The sequence below is a fragment of the Comamonas endophytica genome, from assembly GCF_023634805.2.
GTDB classification, from domain to species: domain Bacteria; phylum Pseudomonadota; class Gammaproteobacteria; order Burkholderiales; family Burkholderiaceae_C; genus Comamonas; species Comamonas endophytica.
The window spans coordinates 17691-35384 of sequence record NZ_CP106882.1; the positions used below are offsets into that span (position 1 = coordinate 17691).

Sequence of the window (17694 nt, forward strand, 5' to 3'; positions counted from 1 at the left end):
CCAGTCCCTGCCTCCATGACCAAGCCGGCGCCCCCCACCCCGGAGGCAAGCGCCGGCAGTGCCGCAGCGTTTCGGGTGACGCCTGCACTCCGGGGCATCCATGCACTGCACGACTTCCAGCCCCTGGCGCGCAGGAAGCTGCCCCGCCAGCTCTACAGCTACATCAGCAACGGCGCGGACGACGAGGTGAGCCTGCGCGCCAACCGGTCGGCATTCGACGCCTACGGTTTCGTGCCGCGCATGCTCGAGGGCGTCGCCGAGCGGGCACAGAAAACCGAGATCTTCGGCCGGATGTACGAATCGCCTTTCGGCATCTCGCCGGTCGGCCTGGCCGCGATGTGGTGCTATCGCGGCGACCTGGTTCTGGCGCGGGCGGCGCAGGCCATGGGGATTCCTGCCGTGATGAGCGGCGCGTCGCTGGTGCCGATGGAGGTGGTGGCACAAGGGGCGCCCGACACCTGGTTCCAGGCTTACATCCCCGGCGATGCGGCGCGCGTCGAAGCCCTGATCGGGCGGATTGCCAAGGCGGGCTTCAAGACCCTGGTGGTCACCGTGGACCTGCCGGTGCAGGTCAATCCGGAGCGCTACCTGAAAAACGGGTTCACGACGCCCCTGCGCCCGAGCCTGCGGCTGGCGTGGGACGGCATCAGCCACCCGCGCTGGCTGCTGGGAACCTTTGGCAAGACGCTGGCCCGGCATGGCATGCCCCACTTCGAGAATTGGCGCGCCGAGCGCGGCGCGCCCATTCTCTCGGCGCGGGTGGAACGCGATTTCCAGGCACGCGACCATCTCGACTGGCTGCACCTGGGCATGGTGCGCGAGCTCTGGAAGGGGCCGCTGGTCGTGAAGGGCATCATGCGCTGGCAGGATGCCGTCAAGGCGCAAAACCTCGGCATCGATGGCATCGTGGTGTCCAACCACGGCGGCCGCCAGGTCGATGGCGCCATCTCGCCCCTGCGCGTGTTGCCCGAGATCGTGGCTGCGGCCCCCAAACTGACGGTGATGATGGACAGCGGCATCCGCCGCGGCAGCGATGTGCTCAAGGCCCTGTCGCTGGGCGCGCGATGCGTGTTCAACGGCCGATCCTTCAACTATGCAGCCACCGTCGCCGGCCATGACGGCGTCTGCCATGCCATTTCCATCCTGCGCGCCGAGATCCACCGCAACATGGCATTGCTGGGCATCAATCGGCTCGACGAACTGGATCCATCGTTTGTCAGAGGGCCGGCTTGAACGGCAACCGGCGCATCCTGAAGCTTCTCGACGGCCCGGTGGCTAGCCCAGACGCAGCATGAAGACCCCGGCCACGACCCGCGCGGTGCCTGCCGCGCGTGTCCAGCCGAAGCGGTCGCCCAGAATTCAGTGCAGATGACCGCGGCAAAGACCACGCAGGTCTCGCGCAAGGCGGCCAATCCCACCAGCATCGCACCCACCGACAGCATCACCACTCCAAACCAGGCCTGCGGTGGCAGGTGCCCGCCCAGCACCGCGCTGGCCTGCGCCACCAGCCAGGGCGCCGATCCCCGCATGATCGGATAGGTCGGGCCAGGTCGCCGTGGTGGTAGGCCCGGCAAGCGCCGCTTGGCAGGCGATGCGGACCGGGGACGAGGCCGCAATGGAGGGCCAGGCCGCGGTCGGCGGCAAGCCGAGCCAGGGCACGGCCGGCACCTGGACCGTGGGAGTGGCCGTCAGCGGCAATGCCATGGGACTGCAGCTGCACGAATGGCAGGCGCTGAACGACGCCGACCAGCAGCTGCGCCGCAAAGCCGCGGCCGCCACGGTGGGCAGCGGGTGCCCCTGTGTGATCGATTCGGTGGCCGACCTGCTGCCGGTCGTCGATGATCACCAAGGAAAAGCTGGTCGCGGGTTCGACGCCCTGCCCGCCTCGAAGCCAGCGAAGATTGCCAACTCAGGCGTTCACGACGCGCTGCCTTTGTTCCCCCAATCCGTCGATGCCCAGGCGCATGGTTTGCCCGGCACGCAGGTAGACCGGCTCGGGCTTGATGCCCATGCCCACGCCCGGCGGCGTGCCGGTGGAGATGACATCCCCGGGGTGCAGCGTCATGAAGCGGCTGAGGTAGGCAATGATCTGCGGCACCCTGAAGATCATCGTCGCGGTGTTGCCGTCCTGGTAGCGGCGGCCGTCGACTTCCAGCCAGAGCCGCAGCCGGTGCGGATCCGGGATTTCATCCCTGGTGACCAGCCAGGGACCGGTGGGGCCGAAGGTGTCGCAGCCCTTGCCCTTGTCCCAGGTGCCGCCGCGCTCGAGCTGGTAGGCGCGCTCGGAGATGTCGTTGACGACGCAATAGCCCGCGACATGGTCCATGGCCTGGTCCTCCTCGATATAGGAAGCGGTCCGGCCGATGACCACCCCGAGCTCGACCTCCCAGTCGGTCTTTTCCGAACCGCGCGGGATCCGGACGTCATCGTTCGGCCCCACGACCGCCGAGGTCCACTTGTTGAACACCACCGGCTCCTGGGGAATGGGCATGTTCGACTCGGCGGCGTGATCGGCGTAGTTCAGGCCGATGCAGACGAACTTGCCGATGCGGCCCACGCAGGCGCCCAGGCGCGGCTGGCCCTCGACGCGCGGCAGCGTGGACAGGTCCAGCGCCTGCAGCCGCAGCCAGGCGGCGCTGGCCAGGAAGCTGCCATCGATATCCGGGGTCAGGCCGCAGAGGTCCCGGATGTGGCCGTCCTGGTCCAGGACTCCGGGTTTTTCCTGGCCCGGCAGGCCGTAGCGCAGCAACTTCATTTCTCGTCTCCATGGGATCATTGGGATGGAGTGCAGTGTAAAAGCTGCCAACACGGCTTTTATGCCAATGATGCATTCTCTTGCGTACCGATGTCGCATCCCGGACCTCAGCTGCCTTGCCCGGCGCCCGGAGTTTATCCAGCGCTTCCATGGGCAGGATACTCTTGCATATTGGAAATCTCATCCACTGAGGGATTTCTTCCTGTTCATCGGTATATTTCGAAAAGGCTTTTTCGAGATTCTTCGAGGCGTGCCGATTTCAAGCAGCTTAGCGGCGCTGCTGCTTGCGTGGCAAACGGCTCGCATGGGTTCCATGGAATTCTTTCGCATCGATGGAATGAAAAACAATACAAGGACGCATGCGGCAAACGGCGCACCGTATCTTCCGGCATATCACATTGGAATCAGGCCTTTGGAATAATTCTATCCAGCCAAGATAGTTTTCATTTATCAAATTCCAGTTTTAATTTCTTCACGGAAGTTTTCGTGGCAAACATCGCCATCAAGGGTTGCATGCCGGATTGCATCGCAGTGCGTCCGGTCGTGGACATGAAATCAAACGCAGGATGGATAAATGATCTCGATACTTTGAGCTTGGGGCCTACAGTACCTGTAAGCCGAATATTAAATCGTTGAAAACTCTCCTTTTTCATTGCTTCGCAGCGTGGCAAAAGCTATATTGACACGTCATCAAAAAGGAAAGCAACATGCCAAGCTACAAGGAACTGCTCGAGCAACGCAATCAATTGGAAAACCAGATCAAGGAGGCCCGGGATAAGGAGCTGGCCGACGCCATCGACCAGGTGCGTTCCCTGGTTTCGGAGTTCGAATTGACCGAACAGGATGTTTTTCCGCCTGCGCGCAGCAAGCGGCCCGGCACTGCAGGCAGCAAGGTCGCGCCCAAATACAAGAATCCGCAGACGGGCGAGACCTGGACAGGCCGTGGCAAGGCGCCCAAGTGGATTGCCAAGGAAACCGATCGCGAGAAGTTCGCCATTTGATGGCTCCCGTTGAAACGGCCCGCATGCAATATGCGGGCCGTTTTTTATTTTCACTCCGGTCATCGATCCAGGCGCCTTCGCAACGGCCTTATCAGGCAACCCCGCAACGCCGCATATTCCTGACGCAGTCGATGCCTACATTTCCGCTGCAAACGCCGACTTGCTCATGGCGTCGCAGATGGCGCGTATCTGCGGGCGCATCAGCCTGGCGACTTCGTCGCGCCGGTGCGATTCGAGGCGCCCTGAAATCGCCGCCACGCTGAGCGCCGCGATCGGGTTGTCCGGCGGAAAGGCGATGCCGATGGCGGCGGTGCCTGGCGTCACCACGCTGTCCAGAAAGGCATAGCCTTTTTCGCGCCCCACCTTGATGGCCTCGCGCAGGTAGGCGGCCGTGATGAATCCGTATTTCTCGTATTTGGGCGCATTGGTGTCGATGATGGATTCGGCTTCTTCGGGCGGTAATGCGCACAGGATCGCCAGCCCGCCGGCCCCCACCCCCAGGGGGCGGCGGATGCCGACATCGAGCGCCAGGGACTTGATCGGGTAATCGCCCAGCGCGCGGTGCGTGCACACGGCCTCCAGGCCGCTGCGCTCGCTCAGGTAGATGGTGTCCTGCGTGACCTCGGCGAGCTTTTGCAGCGCCGCGTCGCACAGCTCAGACAACCGGTAGCGCGGCCGTGCCAGCAACCCCAGCTCATGCAGGAGGGGCCCCAGGTAGAACTTGCGGGTGCGTGGATCGCGCGCCACCAGGCCTTCGATTTCGAGCCGGTGGAGCATGCGAAAGCAGGTGGACTGGGGCAGGCCGCTGGTGGCCGTGATCTCGCCGATGCGCATGCCTGCGCGCCCGCGCGACGCCACGATACGGAGCATCAGAACCACACGCTCGATGCTTTGCGTGCCGGATCGCGCATTCTCACCATGTGGTGGTTTATTCGGATCGGGAAAATCGTTCTCGAGAGTTTTGCTCATGTGGTCTTTTTAATTCCAATCCACATCGTGGGCAATCTAGGGTTAACCCACTCGATACGGACGCTGCTTTGATTTTTTAATCTGTCATCAACCCATCGAATAACCACCACATTGTGGATAAAAGGGACAACGCCTCATGCCATACACGATGACCGAAAAAATCCTCGCCCGGGTCGCGGGACTGCCTGCGGTGCGAGCGGGCGATGAAATCCTGGCGCGGCCGGATTTCGTGATTGCCTATGACTTCCCCGGGTACACCGACGTGTTCTTCAAGGAGGCGAAGGAGGATTTCGGCGTGGCGCATGTGCCCAGCCCGGAGCGCTTCGTGCTGTTCATCGACCACATGGTTCCGGCGGCCGCGCCCAAGGAGGAGGAGCTGCACAAGATCACGCGCGCCTGGGGCAAGGAGCAGGGCGTGCCGGTGCACGAGCGCGAGGGCATCGGCCACCAGGTGTCGGCGGAGCTCGGCTATGCCACGCCCGGGGCCTTCGCGGTGCACTTCGACGGGCATGTGAGCCAGCTCGGCGCCTTCGGCACGCTGGCCATCGGCGCGCGCAAGAGCGTGCTGGAGACCTTCGTGTCCGAGCGCATGGCGCTGGTGGTGCCGGGCACCGTGAAGATCGAGGTCACGGGCACGGTGCAGCCGGGCGTGATGGCGCGCGACATCTTCCACCACCTGGTGCGGGTGCTGGGCCCGGCGTCGTGCCGCTTCAAGGTGGTGGAGCTGTGCGGCCCGGTCATCGACGCGATGAGCATCGAGGGGCGCCAGACGATCTGCGGCCAGGCGATGTTCCTGGGTGCCACCACGATGCTGATCGCCCCCGACGCCAAGACCCTGGCCCATGCCCAGGGCCGGGCCAAGATCGCGCTCGATCCCGTGTACCCGGATGCGCACGCGCATTACGACCAGGTGCACCGCATCGATATCAGCGACCTGGCGCCGATCGTGGTGGCGCCGCCCAGCCCCGCCAACACGCGCGACCTGAGCGAATACGCGGGCCTGGAAGTGCAGATGGGCTACCTCGGCAGCTGCGCCAGCGGCCGGCTGGAGGACCTGCGCGTGGCCGCCGAGGTGCTCAAGGGGCGCAGGATCAAGCCGGGCTTCCAGCTGCATGTGGTGCCGACCTCGCAGGCCATCATGTCGCAGGCCGCGAGCGAAGGGCTGATCTCCACCCTGGTGGACGCCGGCGCGTTCATCAGCTCGTCGAGCTGCGACTACTGCTACGGCCGCATCGCCACGATGACGGACGGCCAGCGCGCGGTCTCGACCGGCACGCTGAACACCCCCGGGCGCATGGGCAGCGCCGATTCCGAGATCTTCATCTGCAACGCCGCCGTGGTCGCGGCCTCGGCGCTCGAAGGCTGCATTGCCGACCCCCGGCCTTATCTCGCATCCGTCACCTCCGTCGCCACCGCACAGGAAATCCCCGCATGACACTGCCCACCCTGCACGGCCGCGCGGCCTGGGTCTTCACCGAAGACGACTTCGACATCGATCTGATCGTCGGCATCAAGAACATCAAGATCACCGATATCAACGAGCTGGCCGCCGTCACCATGACCAGCTACGACCCGGATTTCGCCAGGAGCGTCGCCCGCGGCGACCTGCTGGTCGGAGGCGCGAACTTCGGCTACGGCCATCCGCACTACCCGGCCATGCGCGCCATGCGCCACCTGGGGGTGGCGGGCGTCATTGCCGAGTCCTTCTCGCCAGGGTTCTTCCGCGGCGAGATCAGCATGGGTTTTCCGCTGATCACCTGCCCCGGCATCCGCGCGGCCACGCAGCGCTGGGACCGGCTGCGGGTGGATTGGGAGCGCGGCGTGGTGGTCAACCAGCAATCGGGCGCGGCCTTGCCCTTCGAGCCCTGGTCGTCCACCGAGCGCGCGACCATCGAGGCCGGCGGCTTCACCCCCTATCTGAAGGCCCGGCTGGCGCGCGAGCGCGCCGCTGCCGCCGCATGACGCGCAGGAGCACAGCATGTTGCAGATGATTGTCAGCGGCGTCGCCCTGGGCGCCATCTACGGGCTGATCGCCCTGGGCATCGTGATGGTGTTCAAGGCCACCGGCATTCTCAACTTCGCGCATGGCGAGGCCGCCATGCTGTCGGCCTTCGTCGCCTATACGCTGTTCAAGCTCGGCCTGCCGCTGTGGGCGGTGGTGCCGCTGACGCTCATCTTCGGCGCGGCGCTGGGCATGGCGATCGAGCGCTTCATCATCCGCCGCTTCATCGGCAAGGCGCTGCTGTCCTCGGCCATCTGCACGCTGGGGCTGTTCCTGGTGTTCGGCGACCTGGCGATCTGGGTCTGGGGCAAGGACACGCAGGAGCTGCCCGGCATCTTCCCCTCCGCCCCCATCGATGTCGGCGGCGTGATCGTCTCGGGGCTGGACCTGGGCATCGTTGCCGTCTGCGCCACGCTCGCGGCGCTGCTGTTCGCGTTCTTTCGCTTCACGCGCCTGGGCATCGCCATGCAGGCCACCATGGAGAACCCGACGGCCGCACGGCTGATGGGCATTCCCATCAAGCGCATCTACGCGCTGGCCTGGGCACTGTCGCATGTGATCGCCGCGCTGGCCGGCCTGCTGATCGCGCCGCTGACCTTCGTGCACTTCTCGATGATGCAGCACGCCCTGCACTTCGCCTTTGCCGCCGCGGTGCTCGGCGGCATCGGCAGCATGCCCGGCGCGCTGCTGGGCGGCGTGATCATCGGCGTGACCTCCAACCTCACGGGCGCCTATGTGTCCTCGGCGTGGAAGGACGCGGTGCCCTTCATCGTGATGCTGCTGATCCTGATCCTGCGGCCGCACGGCCTGCTGGCGCGCGCCCAGGTCAAGAAAGTCTGAGGAGGCCCCATGACCAAAGTCTTCGACCAATTCCCCTGGCTCGGGCCGCTGCTCTTCGTGCTGCTGTTCGTGCTGGCGCCGCTGGTGCCGGGCGGCTATGTGCTCTACATCTTCACGCTGGTGATCATCTACACGCTGGCGTCCTTCGGCACCAACATCCTGACGGGCTACACCAACCTGATCTCGATGGCCGGCGCGGTGTTCTTCGGCATCGGCGCCTATGGCTCGGCCATCCTCACCACCCATTTCGGCGTGCCGCTGGTGCTGTCGATGTTCATTGCCGCGGCCATCGCCACCGTGGTCGGCCTGCTGCTGGCGTTGCCGGTGCTGCGGCTGGAAGAGGTGTTCCTGGCGATCGCCACGCTGGGCTTCGTGATGATCTCGGTGGAGATCGCCAAGTCCGGCGGCGAGCTCTCGGGCGGCGAGAACGGCATGGGCGCGCCCGGGCCCACGCTGTTCGGCTGGGCGCTGGACGAACGCGGCTATCACCTGTTTGCCGCCGTCGTGCTGGCGGGCGCGCTGTGGGTGGCGCGCAATCTGGCGCGCAGCCACTTCGGGCGCGGCTTCCTGGCGATCAAGGGCAGCGACACCGCCGCGCGCGCCCTGGGCCTGAACACCACGGCACTGAAGCTGGTGGCGTTCGGCGTGTGCGCCTTCTACACCGGCCTGTCGGGCGCGCTCTACGCGCCGCTGGTGCGCTTCATCGACCCCTCGCTGTTCGGCATCATGGTCTCGATCAGCTTCGTCTCGATGGTCATCGTCGGCGGGCTGGGCTCGATCCTGGGCTCGGTGCTGGGCGCGGTGTTCGTGATCGGCGCGCCGCAGCTGCTGACCTACCTGGGCTTCGACCAGTTCCAGCGCGCGCTGTATGGCGTGGCCATGATCCTGGCGCTGATGTTCCTGCCCGACGGGCTGGCCAGCCTGTTCAAGCGCCGGCGCCTGCCCGCGGCGGATATCGCGGACAGCGGGGTGGCGAAATGAGCACCGTCGTTCAGATGAGATCCTCTTCGGCTCCGGCGGCTGCGCAGGCCGCCGCCCCCCTGCTGAGCATCAGGAACGTGCGCATGGCCTTCGGCGGCATCGTTGCCGTGCAGGACGTGGGCTTCGACGTCATGCCCGGCACGGTGCACGCGCTGATCGGCCCCAACGGCGCCGGCAAGACGACGATGCTCAACTGCATCAGCCGCTTCTACACGCCGCAGCAGGGCTCGATGCGCCTGCGCACCGCCAACGGCGAGGTCGAGCTGCTGGACCGCAAGGCGCACCAGGTGGCGCGGCTGGGCATTGCCCGCACCTTCCAGAACCTGGAGCTGTTCGCCGAGCTGACGGTGTTCGACAACGTGCTGATCGCGCGCTCGATCGCCATGCGCGCGACGCTGGCCGAGGCGCTGCTGGGCCTGCCGCGCCAGCGCCGCGAAGAGCGCGCCGAACGCGAGCATGTGCAGCGGCTGCTCGAAGACCTGAATCTGCAGGCGCATGCCCATGCGGTGGTGCGCGACCTGCCCTACGGCACGCAAAAGCTCGTCGAGCTGGCGCGCGCGATGGCGCTGGAGCCGCGGCTGATGCTGCTGGACGAGCCCGCCGCCGGCATGAACAACCGCGAGATCGACGCGCTGGGCGAGACGCTCAAGCGGCTGCAGGCCAGCGCCCGCGCCACGCTGCTGCTGATCGAGCACAGCATGCCGCTGGTGATGTCCATCTCGGACCGCATCACCGTCATGCACAACGGCGCCTTCCTGGCCCAGGGCACGCCCCGGGAAATCGAAACCCATCCCGCAGTGATCGAGGCCTATCTCGGAGGAGGCAAGAGTGGCAAACGGCGTTGAAACATCCACGGCGGCGGCGCTGCTGAGCGTCGACGGCCTGACTGCGGGCTACGGCAAGATCCGCGCGCTGCACGGCGTGAGCCTGCGCGTGCCCCAGGCGAGCATCGTCTGCGTGCTGGGCGCCAATGGCGCGGGCAAGACCACGCTGATGCGCGCCCTCTCGGGCCTGCTGCCGGTGAGCGGGGGGCAGCTGCTCTTCGACGGCCAGTCCATCGCCAACGTGCCGGCCGAGGCGCTGGTGCGCCGCGGCATCGCCCATGTGCCGCAGGGCCGCATGGTCTTTGCGCAGCTGAGCGTGCGCGACAACCTGGTGCTGGGCGGCTACACCCGCCCGGCGGCCGAGGTGCGCGGCGACATCGACCGCGTGCTGGAGTACTTCCCGCGCCTGAAGGAGCGCATCGCCTCGCGCGCCGGCACGCTCTCGGGCGGCGAGCAGCAGATGCTGGCCATCGCCCGCGGGCTGCTGGCCAAGCCGCGGCTGCTGATGCTCGACGAGCCCTCGATGGGCGTGGCGCCGATCCTCAAGGACGCGATCTTCGAGACGCTGCGCGCCATCCGCGACCGCGAGAAGCTCACGCTGCTGATCGTCGAGCAGGACGCCGACATCGCGCTCGACATCGCCGACGAGGGCTATGTCATCGAGACCGGCCGCGTGGTGATGCAGGGCCCGGCCGCCGAGCTGGTGGGCAACGAAGACATCCGCCGCGCCTATCTGGGCGGCTGAGCCTAGCGTTTCTTTCGCATTCATAACCAAGGAGACAAAAGCATGATTCAACGCAATTCCCGCCGCACTGTGCTCGCCGCCGCGGCCGCCGCCCTGATGGGCCTGCACCTGGGCGCGCAGGCCTTCGAGAACAAGGCCGAAGGCGTGCTGGCCAAGGAGATCGTGCTAGGCTCGTCGCAGCCGCTGTCGGGCACGCTGGCCTACATGGGCAAGGCCGTGGACGAGGGCATGCGCACCTATTTCGACATGGTCAACGAGCAGGGCGGCGTCAACGGCCGCAAGCTCAAGCTGATCACCTATGACGACGAGCTCAAGCCGGCGAAGTCGGTGGCCAACGCCAAGCTGCTGGTCGAGCGCGACAAGGTCTTCGCCATGGTCGGCAACATCGGCCATGCGACCAACATCAGCGCCTACGAGTACAGCTCGACCAAGAAAGTGCCGACGATCGGCGCGATGAGCATTTCGGACCTCACCTCGAGCCCGCCGCGCGAGCTGCTCTACGTGCTGCCCTCGCCGCAGTCCACCGAAACCGCGGCCTATATCGACAACGCGGTCGAGGTGCTCAAGGCAAAGAAGGTCGCGATGCTCTACCAGAACGACGGCTGGGGCAAGCCGGCCTATGACATCGCCGTCAAGCGCCTGGAAAAGCACGGCATGAAGCTGGTCGAGGCCCAGACCTTCGAGCGTTTCGCCACCGACCTGACCTCGCAGGTGTTCAAGCTCAAGCAGGCCGAGCCCGACGTGGTGATCGTCTACGCGCTGGGCCAGGAAGCGGTGCAGTTCTTCCGCAGCGCGGAAAGCTCGGCTGGAAGCCGACGGTGTTCGGCGCCGGCGGCCTCAACGACCCCAAGTTCATCGAGCTACTGGGCAAGACGCAATCGAAGCTGTACGTGGCGTCCTATTACGACGCGGTGGACGGAAGCAATCCGGCCATCCAGTCCTTCTTCACGCGCTACGCCAAGCTCTACCCCAAGTCGGCGCCGACCTCGATGGCGCTGATGGGCTACTCGGCCGCGGCCGTCACGGTGGAGGCGCTGAACCGCGCCGGCGCCGAGCCCAGCCGCGCCAAGGTCGTGGCCGCGCTCGACGGCATGAAGGACTTCGACCAGAAGATCGGCCCGAAGATCACTTTCCAGCCCTTGAATGCCGGCCCCTACGCGCGCCGCGGCCAGACCGGCGTGGCGCTGATGGAGCTCAAGGAGCAGAAGTTCGTCTCCCTGGGCAACTACATCGACCCCGTGCAACGCTGAGGAACCGCCATGAAAAACGAGCGCAAGCAACTTCGTGAACGCATCCAGTCCGGCCCCACTTTCTGGATGGCTGGCGCCCAGGACGCGCTGTCCGCCCTGCTGGTCGACCAGTCGGACTTCGACGGCGTCTTCACCACCGGCTTCGGCATCTCCGCCTCGCTGCTGGGCCAGCCCGACATGGAGGTCTACACGCTGACCGAGAACCTCGGCGTCGTGAACCATATCGTCAACATCGTGAAGAAGCCGGTGTTCGCCGATGGCGATACGGGTTATGGCGGCGTGCTCAACGTCGCGCGCACGGTGCGCGAGTTCGAGAAGGCCGGCGTGGCGGCGATCTCCATCGAGGACCAGATCAGCCCCAAGCGCTGCCCGGCCGCCGCGGCAGTGACGCCGGTGGTGTCGATCCCCGACGCGGTGGCGCGCATCAAGGCCGCCGTGGATGCGCGCCAGGACCCGGACTTCCTGATCGTCGCGCGCACCGACGTGGCCGATCCCGAGGAAGCCATCGAGCGCGCGGCGCGCTTCGCCGAAGCCGGCGCCGACCTGATCCAGCCGATTTCGCGCACCTTCAGGGGCTACGAGGACCTGGTGCGGCTGCGCGAGGCCTCGGGCCGGCGCCTGTCGCTGCAGCTGATGCAGGGCCTGTGGATGTCGCGCCTCACGCGCTCGCAGATCGAGGACGTCGCCGCCTTCGCCACCTACCCGGTGGTCACGCTGATGAGCACCGTGCATGCGCTGCAGAAGAACCTGGCGACGCTGGCGGCGCGGCGCACCGGCGATGTCGACGGCCTGCCCTGCGGGCAGACCAGCATGGCCGACTTCAAGCAGGTGATCGGCTGGAAGGCGCTGGAGGAACGCCAGGCGCAGTACGAGCTGGGGTGAGCGCGCCGGCCGCTTGCAGCCGGTGCCAGGGGCGGGCACTGGCTGCAAGGCGTGGCTGCGATCCGGGACTGCAGCCGGCGTGCAGCATCTGCCTGGCCTGCGCCGCTTCTTGGACAGACATGGACAAGCGCTCGCGCAAACCAGAGAATGGGCGCCATGAATGAAGGCTTTCCCGACGAACGCGTGCTCTACCAGGCCGCATGCCACTGCGGCACCGTGCGCTTCGCGCTGCGGCTGAGCGACGGGCTGCGCAGCGCGCGCCGCTGCAACTGCTCCTATTGCCGCATGCGGGGGGCGGTGGCGGTCTCCGCCCACGTGGGCGACCTCGAGGTGCTGCAGGGCGCACAGGCCCTGACGCTCTATCAGTTCAACACCCGCGAAGCCCGGCATTACTTCTGCTCGCGCTGCGGCATCTACACCTTCCACCAGCGCCGCTCCTCTCCCGACCAATACGGCATCAACGTGGCGTGCATCGAGGGCATGAGCCCCTTGACTTTGCCGAGGTGCCGGTCAGTGACGGTGTCGTCCATCCCAGGGACAGCGCGGACGGCAAGGCCCGGATTGCGGGCTGGCTGCGTTACGATGCCGATCCCGCGGAGGACGACGACTGAGCATCCGATCGCGATGGCATGGGCGCCGCGCTCAATTCGACGAGGAGCCCGCCAGCTTCAACCCGAACCCGACGAAGATGCAGCCGGTCAGGCGGTCCAGTGCCTTCGCCGCACCCGGGCGGCGCAGCAATGCGCTCACCGGCGCGGTGGCGGCAATGAGCACGCCGAACCACAGCAGCGTCAGTGCCACGTGCAGGCAGGCCAGCAAAAAGGAATAGCCCGCCACGCCGGCGCCTGCCGGAATGAACTGGGGCAGGAAGGTGACGTAGAAAACGCCGACCTTGGGATTGAGTAGATTCGTCAGCAAACCGCGCCAGAAGGCGCCCGCCCGGGCGCGCGGCAGAGCATCCGCTGCGGCATTTTCCACCGTCGCACGCGCATTCAGCAGCAGCTTTGCCCCCAGCCAGATCAGATAGGCTGCCCCCATGATCTTGACCATGGCATAGGTGGTCTGCGAAGCATGCACCAGCGCCCCCAGCCCCAGGGAGGCCGCGGCGCCCCAGGCGAGGCAGCCCAGGGCAATGCCGGCCGATGCCAGCAATGCAGGCCGGCGCCCGTCGACCGCCATGGCGCGCAGCACCATGGCGGTATCCACGCCGGGCGTGAGCGTCAGGATCGATGCGGCCACCACGAAGGCCAGTAGGGAGGGAACGTCAACCATGAAAGAAGCTTCGAGCGGGCAAATGCGGACAAGGCCGGCAGCTTAGCCTGAATATCGCCTTGCCGGCGTGAACCGGACAACGGCTGCAGCCTTGAACAAAGCCGCTTCTGCCATCATCATCGCCATCTCTGCCGCACGAAGGAAAAGTCCATGGCCCACGATTTCCAGCATTTCATCGAGGCGCAGGAAGGCGTCTTCGAAGCCGCCATGCAGGAGCTGCGCGCCGGGCAAAAGCGCACCCATTGGATGTGGTTCGTCTTCCCGCAGCTTTTGGGACTGGGGCACAGCGAAACCTCCAGGCGCTTCGGCATCGACGGCCTGGAAGAAGCCCGGCGCTATCTGCAGCATCCCGTGTTGGGACCGCGGCTGGAGCAGGCGGCACAGGCGGCGATGCAGAGCAATACGCCCCTGGCGCGGCTGTTCGGCACGGTCGATGCGCAGAAGTTCATCTCCAGCATGACGCTGTTCAGCCGCGCCAGCGCCCGGGAGGACTCCATCTTCGCGCAGATCCTCGAGCGCCTGCAGACCCGCGATGCGCGAACCGAACGCATGCTCGAGGGCTGAAAGCCCCAGGCATTAGCGCTGGCGCATCGGCATCCGGTCGATTTCGGCAAAAACTTCCTGAAGATCGATGGACGGGCCTTCGCGCAGCTTCACTCCGCCATCCTTGCCGACCAGAACGAAGCTCGACGGCCCGCGCGCATCGAGCTGCAGCGCCTTCAGCAGCGCCGCAGTCTGTGCCTTCTCCAGGGGTTGGTCGTTGCGCCGGCCCTCCCCGGCTACTACCGTGTAGAGCACCATCTCGCGTTCGCGAAAGGCCTCGCGCGCAGCGGTCTCGCCCAGGGTGGCGCGCAGCCGGGCGAGCAGCGGGTCGCCCGGCTGCGCCACGACCACGACCACCGGCCGCGTCTTCCAGCGCTCGGCTTCGAGCGGATTGCCCTGGGCGTAGGAGGCGCCGGCTGGTAATGCAAGAGCCAGCACGGCGGCGGTACGGGTGATGAAGTTGGGCTGCATGGAACCAGTATTGCCGCTTGCGCACCCATGTCCACGAATCGCCCCGAGGACGGCAGGCCCATCCGGCACTGTGTCTTGGCCGACAATACCGCAAGGAAATCAAAGGGATCCGCAATGAGCACCGAACCACAAGCCACCGACTGGACCGCCTGGAGCCGCGAGGCCGCCGAAAGCATGGTGCGCAACAACGCGCAATGGCCGCGCGAGTATGGCCTGGACGCAGCGCCCGCCTGCACCTGGGATCTGGAAAGCGCAACCCTGACGTTCGAAGGCTCCCTCGGCCCGGTGGTCGCCACCGCCTGCCTGGTGGGCACCACCAGCGACAGCGAGGGCAGCTTCGTGTGGAGCTGGGCCAACGAAGCCATTCCGCGCCAGCACGGGCAGGCGCTGGAGGTGGTGCATGAATTCGGCCGCGAGCACCAGCTGGCGCTGCTCACAACCGCGCGCATTTCCGGCGGCCGCCCCGAAGCCATGGAGTGCCTGGGCATCGCGGCGCGGCTGCAGCGTGCCGTCGGCACCTTCATCGACCAGCAAGGCGATGTGACGCTGTATTTCACGCTGCTGCATCTGCGCGTTGAGCCAGTCCAGCGCGAACGGCTGCATTGAGCAGCGCTGGCGCGGCGATAATCGGGCAATGCAACACGGCCCGGTCCGGATATCTGGACCGGGCTTGATTTTTTGGATGGAAACATGAGCAGCATCACCGAGGACCTTGGCTTCGTGGGCATCGACGACGAAGGCTACGCGCAGGCGGTGGCCGCGGCCAGAAGCTTCCGTTATGGCGACGACCAGTCGGGCTTTGCCTTCACCGGCAGGGCCACCCTGATGTTCCAGCGCGAAGCGCCCGAGTGGGAGCATGGCGCATTCAGCAGCACGGCCATCATCACCTTCATCGACCCGATCCAGGGCGCACCGGATGCCGAAGACGCGCAGGACGAGGACTTTCTGGCGGCCGTCAGCGAGCGCGTGAGCTTCCTGCATGTACCCGCGCAATGCCGGGAGATGGAGGTCGACGACGTCTGGGGCATCGACTGCGAGTTCCTGATGTTCGCCATGCCGCATCCACATGACGAGGGCGCCAGCGCCTGGCTGCTGGTTCCCGGCCCGGACCACCGCGTGGTGTCGTCGCGGCATACGGTGCAGGACTACCAGATGGCGCAAATCCAGCGTGCGGCGCAGGAGCTGGGACTGGACGGCAGCGAAGAGCCCAAGCTGCAGTGAGCACTATCTGCGGCCCGGCTTGGCAAGCATCTGCACCAGGCGGCCGTCATAGCGGAAGGGCCCGTGGTTGACGGCCCTCACCTTCGCCAGGTCGGGATGCGCGGGGTTGAGCAGAACATTGTTTTCCATGGGAACGATGACCGATGGCACCAGCAGCAGCAGGCCCGCCCTGGACTTGAGCCATTCGGTGCCGGCCTGGGCCGCGGCAAAACTGGTGGGCAGTGCGTTCCAGTCCTGCGGCAGCTCCATGCGGCCTGCCTTCTCGGCAACGTCGCGCGGCACTTCAAGCTCGACGAGGTACCGCGCGATCGGCAACCCGCCCTGGTTCATGTGCACCAGCGTCTCCAGGCACGCCAGCGCCACGCTGGTCGCGGCATAGACGGCAGGCACCCCTTTCTCGTTCCACCGGCCCCCGGTGGCCGCGCCACCGCCGCCGCTGAGGTCGGTGGGCTCCCAGGTACGCCCGCGGGTCGCTATGCGCCAATACGAGACGGTCCCCGGGGACTGCGTCACGCGTAGACCCCGGAAACCATCTTGTGCAGCAGGGATTCCACCAGCCCGGCGCCGGTCGCAGTGTCCAGCAGCTCGACGGGCTTCTGCATGCCCAGCGCCGGATTCGGCTCCTCGATCCACTCCCCGAACCAGCGCGCGGCATCGAAGCCCTGGCTGAGCTCGGGATCGCCATATTCATCCACCAGCCGCTCGGCCAGGCCGATCAGCCGCATGGCCTGGATGACGCGCTCGCTCTGGTCGACTGGCAGGTTCTCCTGCGACTTGATCTTCCGGGCCACCGTCGAGGCCGGCAGATTCAGTGCCTTCTGCACCCGCGCCACGGGCATGTCCATGGCCTGCGCAACCACCTCGATGGCCGAGGCCGGCACGCCATCGCGCGCCAGGTCGATGCTCCTGAGCGGGCTCAATTCATAGAGATAGGTATAGAGCGTCGGCGCCTTGGCATCCACTGACGGCTCCAGGCCGCTGCCTTGGGTCAGCAGAACGGACCATCCAGGAACGGTGGTGCCGGTGCCGCCCTTGCCGCGCTTGGCACGGCCATGCATGCCGGAAGTTGCTTTCATACTTTTCTCCATTTGAGAGAAATCATTCTCTTGAATGGTGAGTTTAAGCCATCATCCGCATTTTGCAAGAATGCGGGTTTTGCGGCGGATATGCGGGCTCTTGCGCGCGTGGCATCGGGACATCATGCAGCTCATGCGTTTCTGGCCAGTACCGAGACGATCGAATACCGGTTCTCCGGGTACAGCGTGCTGGTCACGATCACCACGGCGCGCGCCGCGTCGCGGTAATGCCTGAGCACTCGCAGCGCCGGCGTGCCGCGCGCCGCGCCGAGCGGCTGCGCCATGTCCTCGTCCACCGAACAGCACGACACCGTCTGCTCCACGCATTCGATGCGCCGGCCGAATTCGGTCTCTATGAGGTCGGCCAGCAGCTTGGCCGGCTGCTGCTCGGCCAGCGCGATCACCTGGCGGTAGTGGGGATCGATATAGGCATCGGTCCACCCCAGCGGCTTGGCTTTGCCGGCCACGCTGCGCAGCATCGACAGGCGGCACCAGCGCGAGCCGGGCTGGCACTGCAGCGCCTTGGCGGCAGCGGTGTCCAGAACCACATCCGCAGAATCGAGCATGGTGCGCTGCGCCGTGCTGGCCAGCGTGACCAGGTTGTCGAACGACAGCGACTGCGTGAACGTGGCGACCCCTCCGGGCAGCGCCTCGACCATCGTGCCGCGGTTGCGCCGGCGCGAGATCAGGCCGCGCGCCTGAAGCTGCTGCAAGGCCATGCGCACCGTGTTGCGGCTGGTCCGATAGGACGCCATCAGCGCCAGTTCGGTCGGCAGCAACGAGCCGACCGGCCGCTCCCCGGCCCGGATCTGCTGGATCAGCTCTTCGGCGATCTGTTGATACATGGCAACGGCCATCGGTT

Annotated in this window: 21 protein-coding genes and 2 pseudogenes; 16 read left to right on the plus strand and 7 right to left on the minus strand. The window is 66.2% G+C overall.

Annotation, left to right across the window (positions count from 1 at the left end; translation table 11 throughout):
- The first annotated feature begins 15 nt into the window (after positions 1-15).
- Positions 16-1233, plus strand: coding sequence for an alpha-hydroxy acid oxidase (locus M9799_RS16955; protein ID WP_231044944.1), 1218 nt, complete (start codon positions 16-18; stop codon positions 1231-1233).
- 135 nt (positions 1234-1368) lie between these two features.
- Complete coding sequence (locus M9799_RS16960; protein WP_231044814.1) at positions 1369-1539, plus strand: hypothetical protein; 171 nt, start codon at positions 1369-1371, stop codon at positions 1537-1539.
- Positions 1540-1909: 370 nt separating this feature from the next.
- Here M9799_RS16960 and M9799_RS16965 read toward each other — a convergent pair whose 3' ends face one another.
- Positions 1910-2755: a fumarylacetoacetate hydrolase family protein gene (locus M9799_RS16965; RefSeq protein ID WP_231044815.1), complete on the minus strand. Its 846-nt coding sequence runs from the start codon at positions 2753-2755 to the stop codon at positions 1910-1912.
- A 171-nt stretch (positions 2756-2926) separates the two neighbouring features.
- Between M9799_RS16965 and M9799_RS16970 the strand changes: the two genes are divergently transcribed.
- Together M9799_RS16970 and M9799_RS16975 are read left to right on the plus strand one after the other, a co-directional pair.
- Positions 2927-3391, plus strand: a complete 465-nt coding sequence (locus M9799_RS16970) for a hypothetical protein (protein WP_250621347.1) — start codon at positions 2927-2929, stop codon at positions 3389-3391.
- 71 nt (positions 3392-3462) lie between these two features.
- Positions 3463-3756, plus strand: a complete 294-nt coding sequence (locus tag M9799_RS16975) for an H-NS histone family protein (RefSeq protein WP_231044817.1) — start codon at positions 3463-3465, stop codon at positions 3754-3756.
- Positions 3757-3891: 135 nt separating this feature from the next.
- Here the strand turns inward: M9799_RS16975 and M9799_RS16980 are convergent, their stop codons facing one another.
- Positions 3892-4725, minus strand: coding sequence for an IclR family transcriptional regulator (locus tag M9799_RS16980; RefSeq protein WP_231044818.1), 834 nt, complete (start codon positions 4723-4725; stop codon positions 3892-3894).
- Between the two features lie 136 nt (positions 4726-4861).
- Here M9799_RS16980 and M9799_RS16985 point away from each other — a divergent pair, with 136 nt between their 5' ends.
- The 9 genes and pseudogenes from M9799_RS16985 to M9799_RS17025 all read left to right on the plus strand — a co-directional run bounded on the left by M9799_RS16985 (position 4862) and on the right by M9799_RS17025 (position 12860).
- On the plus strand, positions 4862-6160 hold the full coding sequence (locus M9799_RS16985) for a 3-isopropylmalate dehydratase large subunit (RefSeq protein WP_263726079.1): 1299 nt from the start codon (positions 4862-4864) through the stop codon (positions 6158-6160).
- A complete protein-coding gene (locus M9799_RS16990; protein ID WP_231044820.1) occupies positions 6157-6687 on the plus strand; it encodes a 3-isopropylmalate dehydratase small subunit in 531 nt (176 codons plus the stop codon). Before M9799_RS16985 ends, M9799_RS16990 begins: the two co-directional genes overlap by 4 nt.
- Before the next feature lie 16 nt (positions 6688-6703).
- Positions 6704-7567, plus strand: coding sequence for a branched-chain amino acid ABC transporter permease (locus M9799_RS16995; protein ID WP_231044821.1), 864 nt, complete (start codon positions 6704-6706; stop codon positions 7565-7567).
- A gap of 9 nt (positions 7568-7576) precedes the next feature.
- On the plus strand, positions 7577-8548 hold the full coding sequence (locus M9799_RS17000; RefSeq protein ID WP_231044822.1) for a branched-chain amino acid ABC transporter permease: 972 nt from the start codon (positions 7577-7579) through the stop codon (positions 8546-8548).
- Positions 8545-9393: an ABC transporter ATP-binding protein gene (locus M9799_RS17005; protein WP_263726082.1), complete on the plus strand. Its 849-nt coding sequence runs from the start codon at positions 8545-8547 to the stop codon at positions 9391-9393. The genes M9799_RS17000 and M9799_RS17005 overlap by 4 nt, the downstream gene beginning before the upstream one ends.
- Positions 9377-10117: an ABC transporter ATP-binding protein gene (locus M9799_RS17010; RefSeq protein ID WP_231044824.1), complete on the plus strand. Its 741-nt coding sequence runs from the start codon at positions 9377-9379 to the stop codon at positions 10115-10117. The genes M9799_RS17005 and M9799_RS17010 overlap by 17 nt, the downstream gene beginning before the upstream one ends.
- Positions 10118-10321: 204 nt before the next feature.
- Positions 10322-11367, plus strand: a pseudogene (locus tag M9799_RS17015) (ABC transporter substrate-binding protein).
- Between the two features lie 9 nt (positions 11368-11376).
- Positions 11377-12249: an isocitrate lyase/PEP mutase family protein gene (locus M9799_RS17020; protein WP_231044826.1), complete on the plus strand. Its 873-nt coding sequence runs from the start codon at positions 11377-11379 to the stop codon at positions 12247-12249.
- A 156-nt stretch (positions 12250-12405) separates the two neighbouring features.
- Positions 12406-12860: pseudogene (locus M9799_RS17025) on the plus strand (GFA family protein).
- 31 nt (positions 12861-12891) lie between these two features.
- Here the strand turns inward: M9799_RS17025 and M9799_RS17030 are convergent.
- Positions 12892-13521 carry a LysE family translocator gene (locus M9799_RS17030; RefSeq protein ID WP_231044828.1) on the minus strand — a complete coding sequence of 210 codons (630 nt, stop codon included), beginning with the start codon at positions 13519-13521 and terminating at the stop codon, positions 12892-12894.
- 150 nt (positions 13522-13671) lie between these two features.
- Between M9799_RS17030 and M9799_RS17035 the strand changes: the two genes are divergently transcribed.
- A complete protein-coding gene (locus M9799_RS17035; RefSeq protein ID WP_231044829.1) occupies positions 13672-14085 on the plus strand; it encodes a DUF1810 domain-containing protein in 414 nt (137 codons plus the stop codon).
- 12 nt (positions 14086-14097) lie between these two features.
- Here the strand turns inward: M9799_RS17035 and M9799_RS17040 are convergent, their stop codons facing one another.
- Positions 14098-14535, minus strand: coding sequence for a DUF4174 domain-containing protein (locus tag M9799_RS17040; protein ID WP_231044830.1), 438 nt, complete (start codon positions 14533-14535; stop codon positions 14098-14100).
- A gap of 114 nt (positions 14536-14649) precedes the next feature.
- Between M9799_RS17040 and M9799_RS17045 the strand changes: the two genes are divergently transcribed.
- Both M9799_RS17045 and M9799_RS17050 read left to right on the plus strand, forming a co-directional pair.
- Positions 14650-15141, plus strand: coding sequence for a DUF6882 domain-containing protein (locus M9799_RS17045; protein ID WP_231044831.1), 492 nt, complete (start codon positions 14650-14652; stop codon positions 15139-15141).
- A gap of 84 nt (positions 15142-15225) precedes the next feature.
- Positions 15226-15756 carry a hypothetical protein gene (locus M9799_RS17050; RefSeq protein WP_231044832.1) on the plus strand — a complete coding sequence of 177 codons (531 nt, stop codon included), beginning with the start codon at positions 15226-15228 and terminating at the stop codon, positions 15754-15756.
- Between the two features lie 3 nt (positions 15757-15759).
- On the opposite strand, the gene M9799_RS17055 is transcribed toward M9799_RS17050, so the two are convergent.
- From M9799_RS17055 to M9799_RS17065, 3 genes are all read right to left on the minus strand, one after another.
- On the minus strand, positions 15760-16269 hold the full coding sequence (locus M9799_RS17055) for an RES family NAD+ phosphorylase (protein ID WP_263726088.1): 510 nt from the start codon (positions 16267-16269) through the stop codon (positions 15760-15762).
- Positions 16266-16832, minus strand: a complete 567-nt coding sequence (gene parS, locus M9799_RS17060; protein ID WP_231044833.1) for a type II RES/Xre toxin-antitoxin system antitoxin — start codon at positions 16830-16832, stop codon at positions 16266-16268. The genes M9799_RS17055 and parS overlap by 4 nt, the downstream gene beginning before the upstream one ends.
- A 131-nt stretch (positions 16833-16963) precedes the next feature.
- Positions 16964-17689, minus strand: a complete 726-nt coding sequence (locus M9799_RS17065; RefSeq protein ID WP_231044834.1) for a GntR family transcriptional regulator — start codon at positions 17687-17689, stop codon at positions 16964-16966.
- Positions 17690-17694: the final 5 nt, after the last annotated feature.

Coding starts and splice junctions, on each gene's coding strand:
- M9799_RS16995 (WP_231044821.1), top strand. CDS start 6,704: ATGTTGCAGATGATTGTCAGCGGCGTCGCCCTGGGCGCCATCTACGGG.
- M9799_RS16980 (WP_231044818.1), bottom strand. CDS start 4,725: ATGAGCAAAACTCTCGAGAACGATTTTCCCGATCCGAATAAACCACCA.
- M9799_RS16985 (WP_263726079.1), top strand. CDS start 4,862: ATGCCATACACGATGACCGAAAAAATCCTCGCCCGGGTCGCGGGACTG.
- M9799_RS16990 (WP_231044820.1), top strand. CDS start 6,157: ATGACACTGCCCACCCTGCACGGCCGCGCGGCCTGGGTCTTCACCGAA.
- M9799_RS17020 (WP_231044826.1), top strand. CDS start 11,377: ATGAAAAACGAGCGCAAGCAACTTCGTGAACGCATCCAGTCCGGCCCC.
- M9799_RS16955 (WP_231044944.1), top strand. CDS start 16: ATGACCAAGCCGGCGCCCCCCACCCCGGAGGCAAGCGCCGGCAGTGCC.
- M9799_RS16965 (WP_231044815.1), bottom strand. CDS start 2,755: ATGAAGTTGCTGCGCTACGGCCTGCCGGGCCAGGAAAAACCCGGAGTC.
- M9799_RS17050 (WP_231044832.1), top strand. CDS start 15,226: ATGAGCAGCATCACCGAGGACCTTGGCTTCGTGGGCATCGACGACGAA.
- M9799_RS17065 (WP_231044834.1), bottom strand. CDS start 17,689: ATGGCCGTTGCCATGTATCAACAGATCGCCGAAGAGCTGATCCAGCAG.
- M9799_RS17000 (WP_231044822.1), top strand. CDS start 7,577: ATGACCAAAGTCTTCGACCAATTCCCCTGGCTCGGGCCGCTGCTCTTC.
- M9799_RS17035 (WP_231044829.1), top strand. CDS start 13,672: ATGGCCCACGATTTCCAGCATTTCATCGAGGCGCAGGAAGGCGTCTTC.
- M9799_RS16975 (WP_231044817.1), top strand. CDS start 3,463: ATGCCAAGCTACAAGGAACTGCTCGAGCAACGCAATCAATTGGAAAAC.
- parS (WP_231044833.1), bottom strand. CDS start 16,832: ATGAAAGCAACTTCCGGCATGCATGGCCGTGCCAAGCGCGGCAAGGGC.
- M9799_RS17030 (WP_231044828.1), bottom strand. CDS start 13,521: ATGGTTGACGTTCCCTCCCTACTGGCCTTCGTGGTGGCCGCATCGATC.
- M9799_RS16960 (WP_231044814.1), top strand. CDS start 1,369: ATGACCGCGGCAAAGACCACGCAGGTCTCGCGCAAGGCGGCCAATCCC.
- M9799_RS17005 (WP_263726082.1), top strand. CDS start 8,545: ATGAGCACCGTCGTTCAGATGAGATCCTCTTCGGCTCCGGCGGCTGCG.
- M9799_RS17040 (WP_231044830.1), bottom strand. CDS start 14,535: ATGCAGCCCAACTTCATCACCCGTACCGCCGCCGTGCTGGCTCTTGCA.
- M9799_RS17045 (WP_231044831.1), top strand. CDS start 14,650: ATGAGCACCGAACCACAAGCCACCGACTGGACCGCCTGGAGCCGCGAG.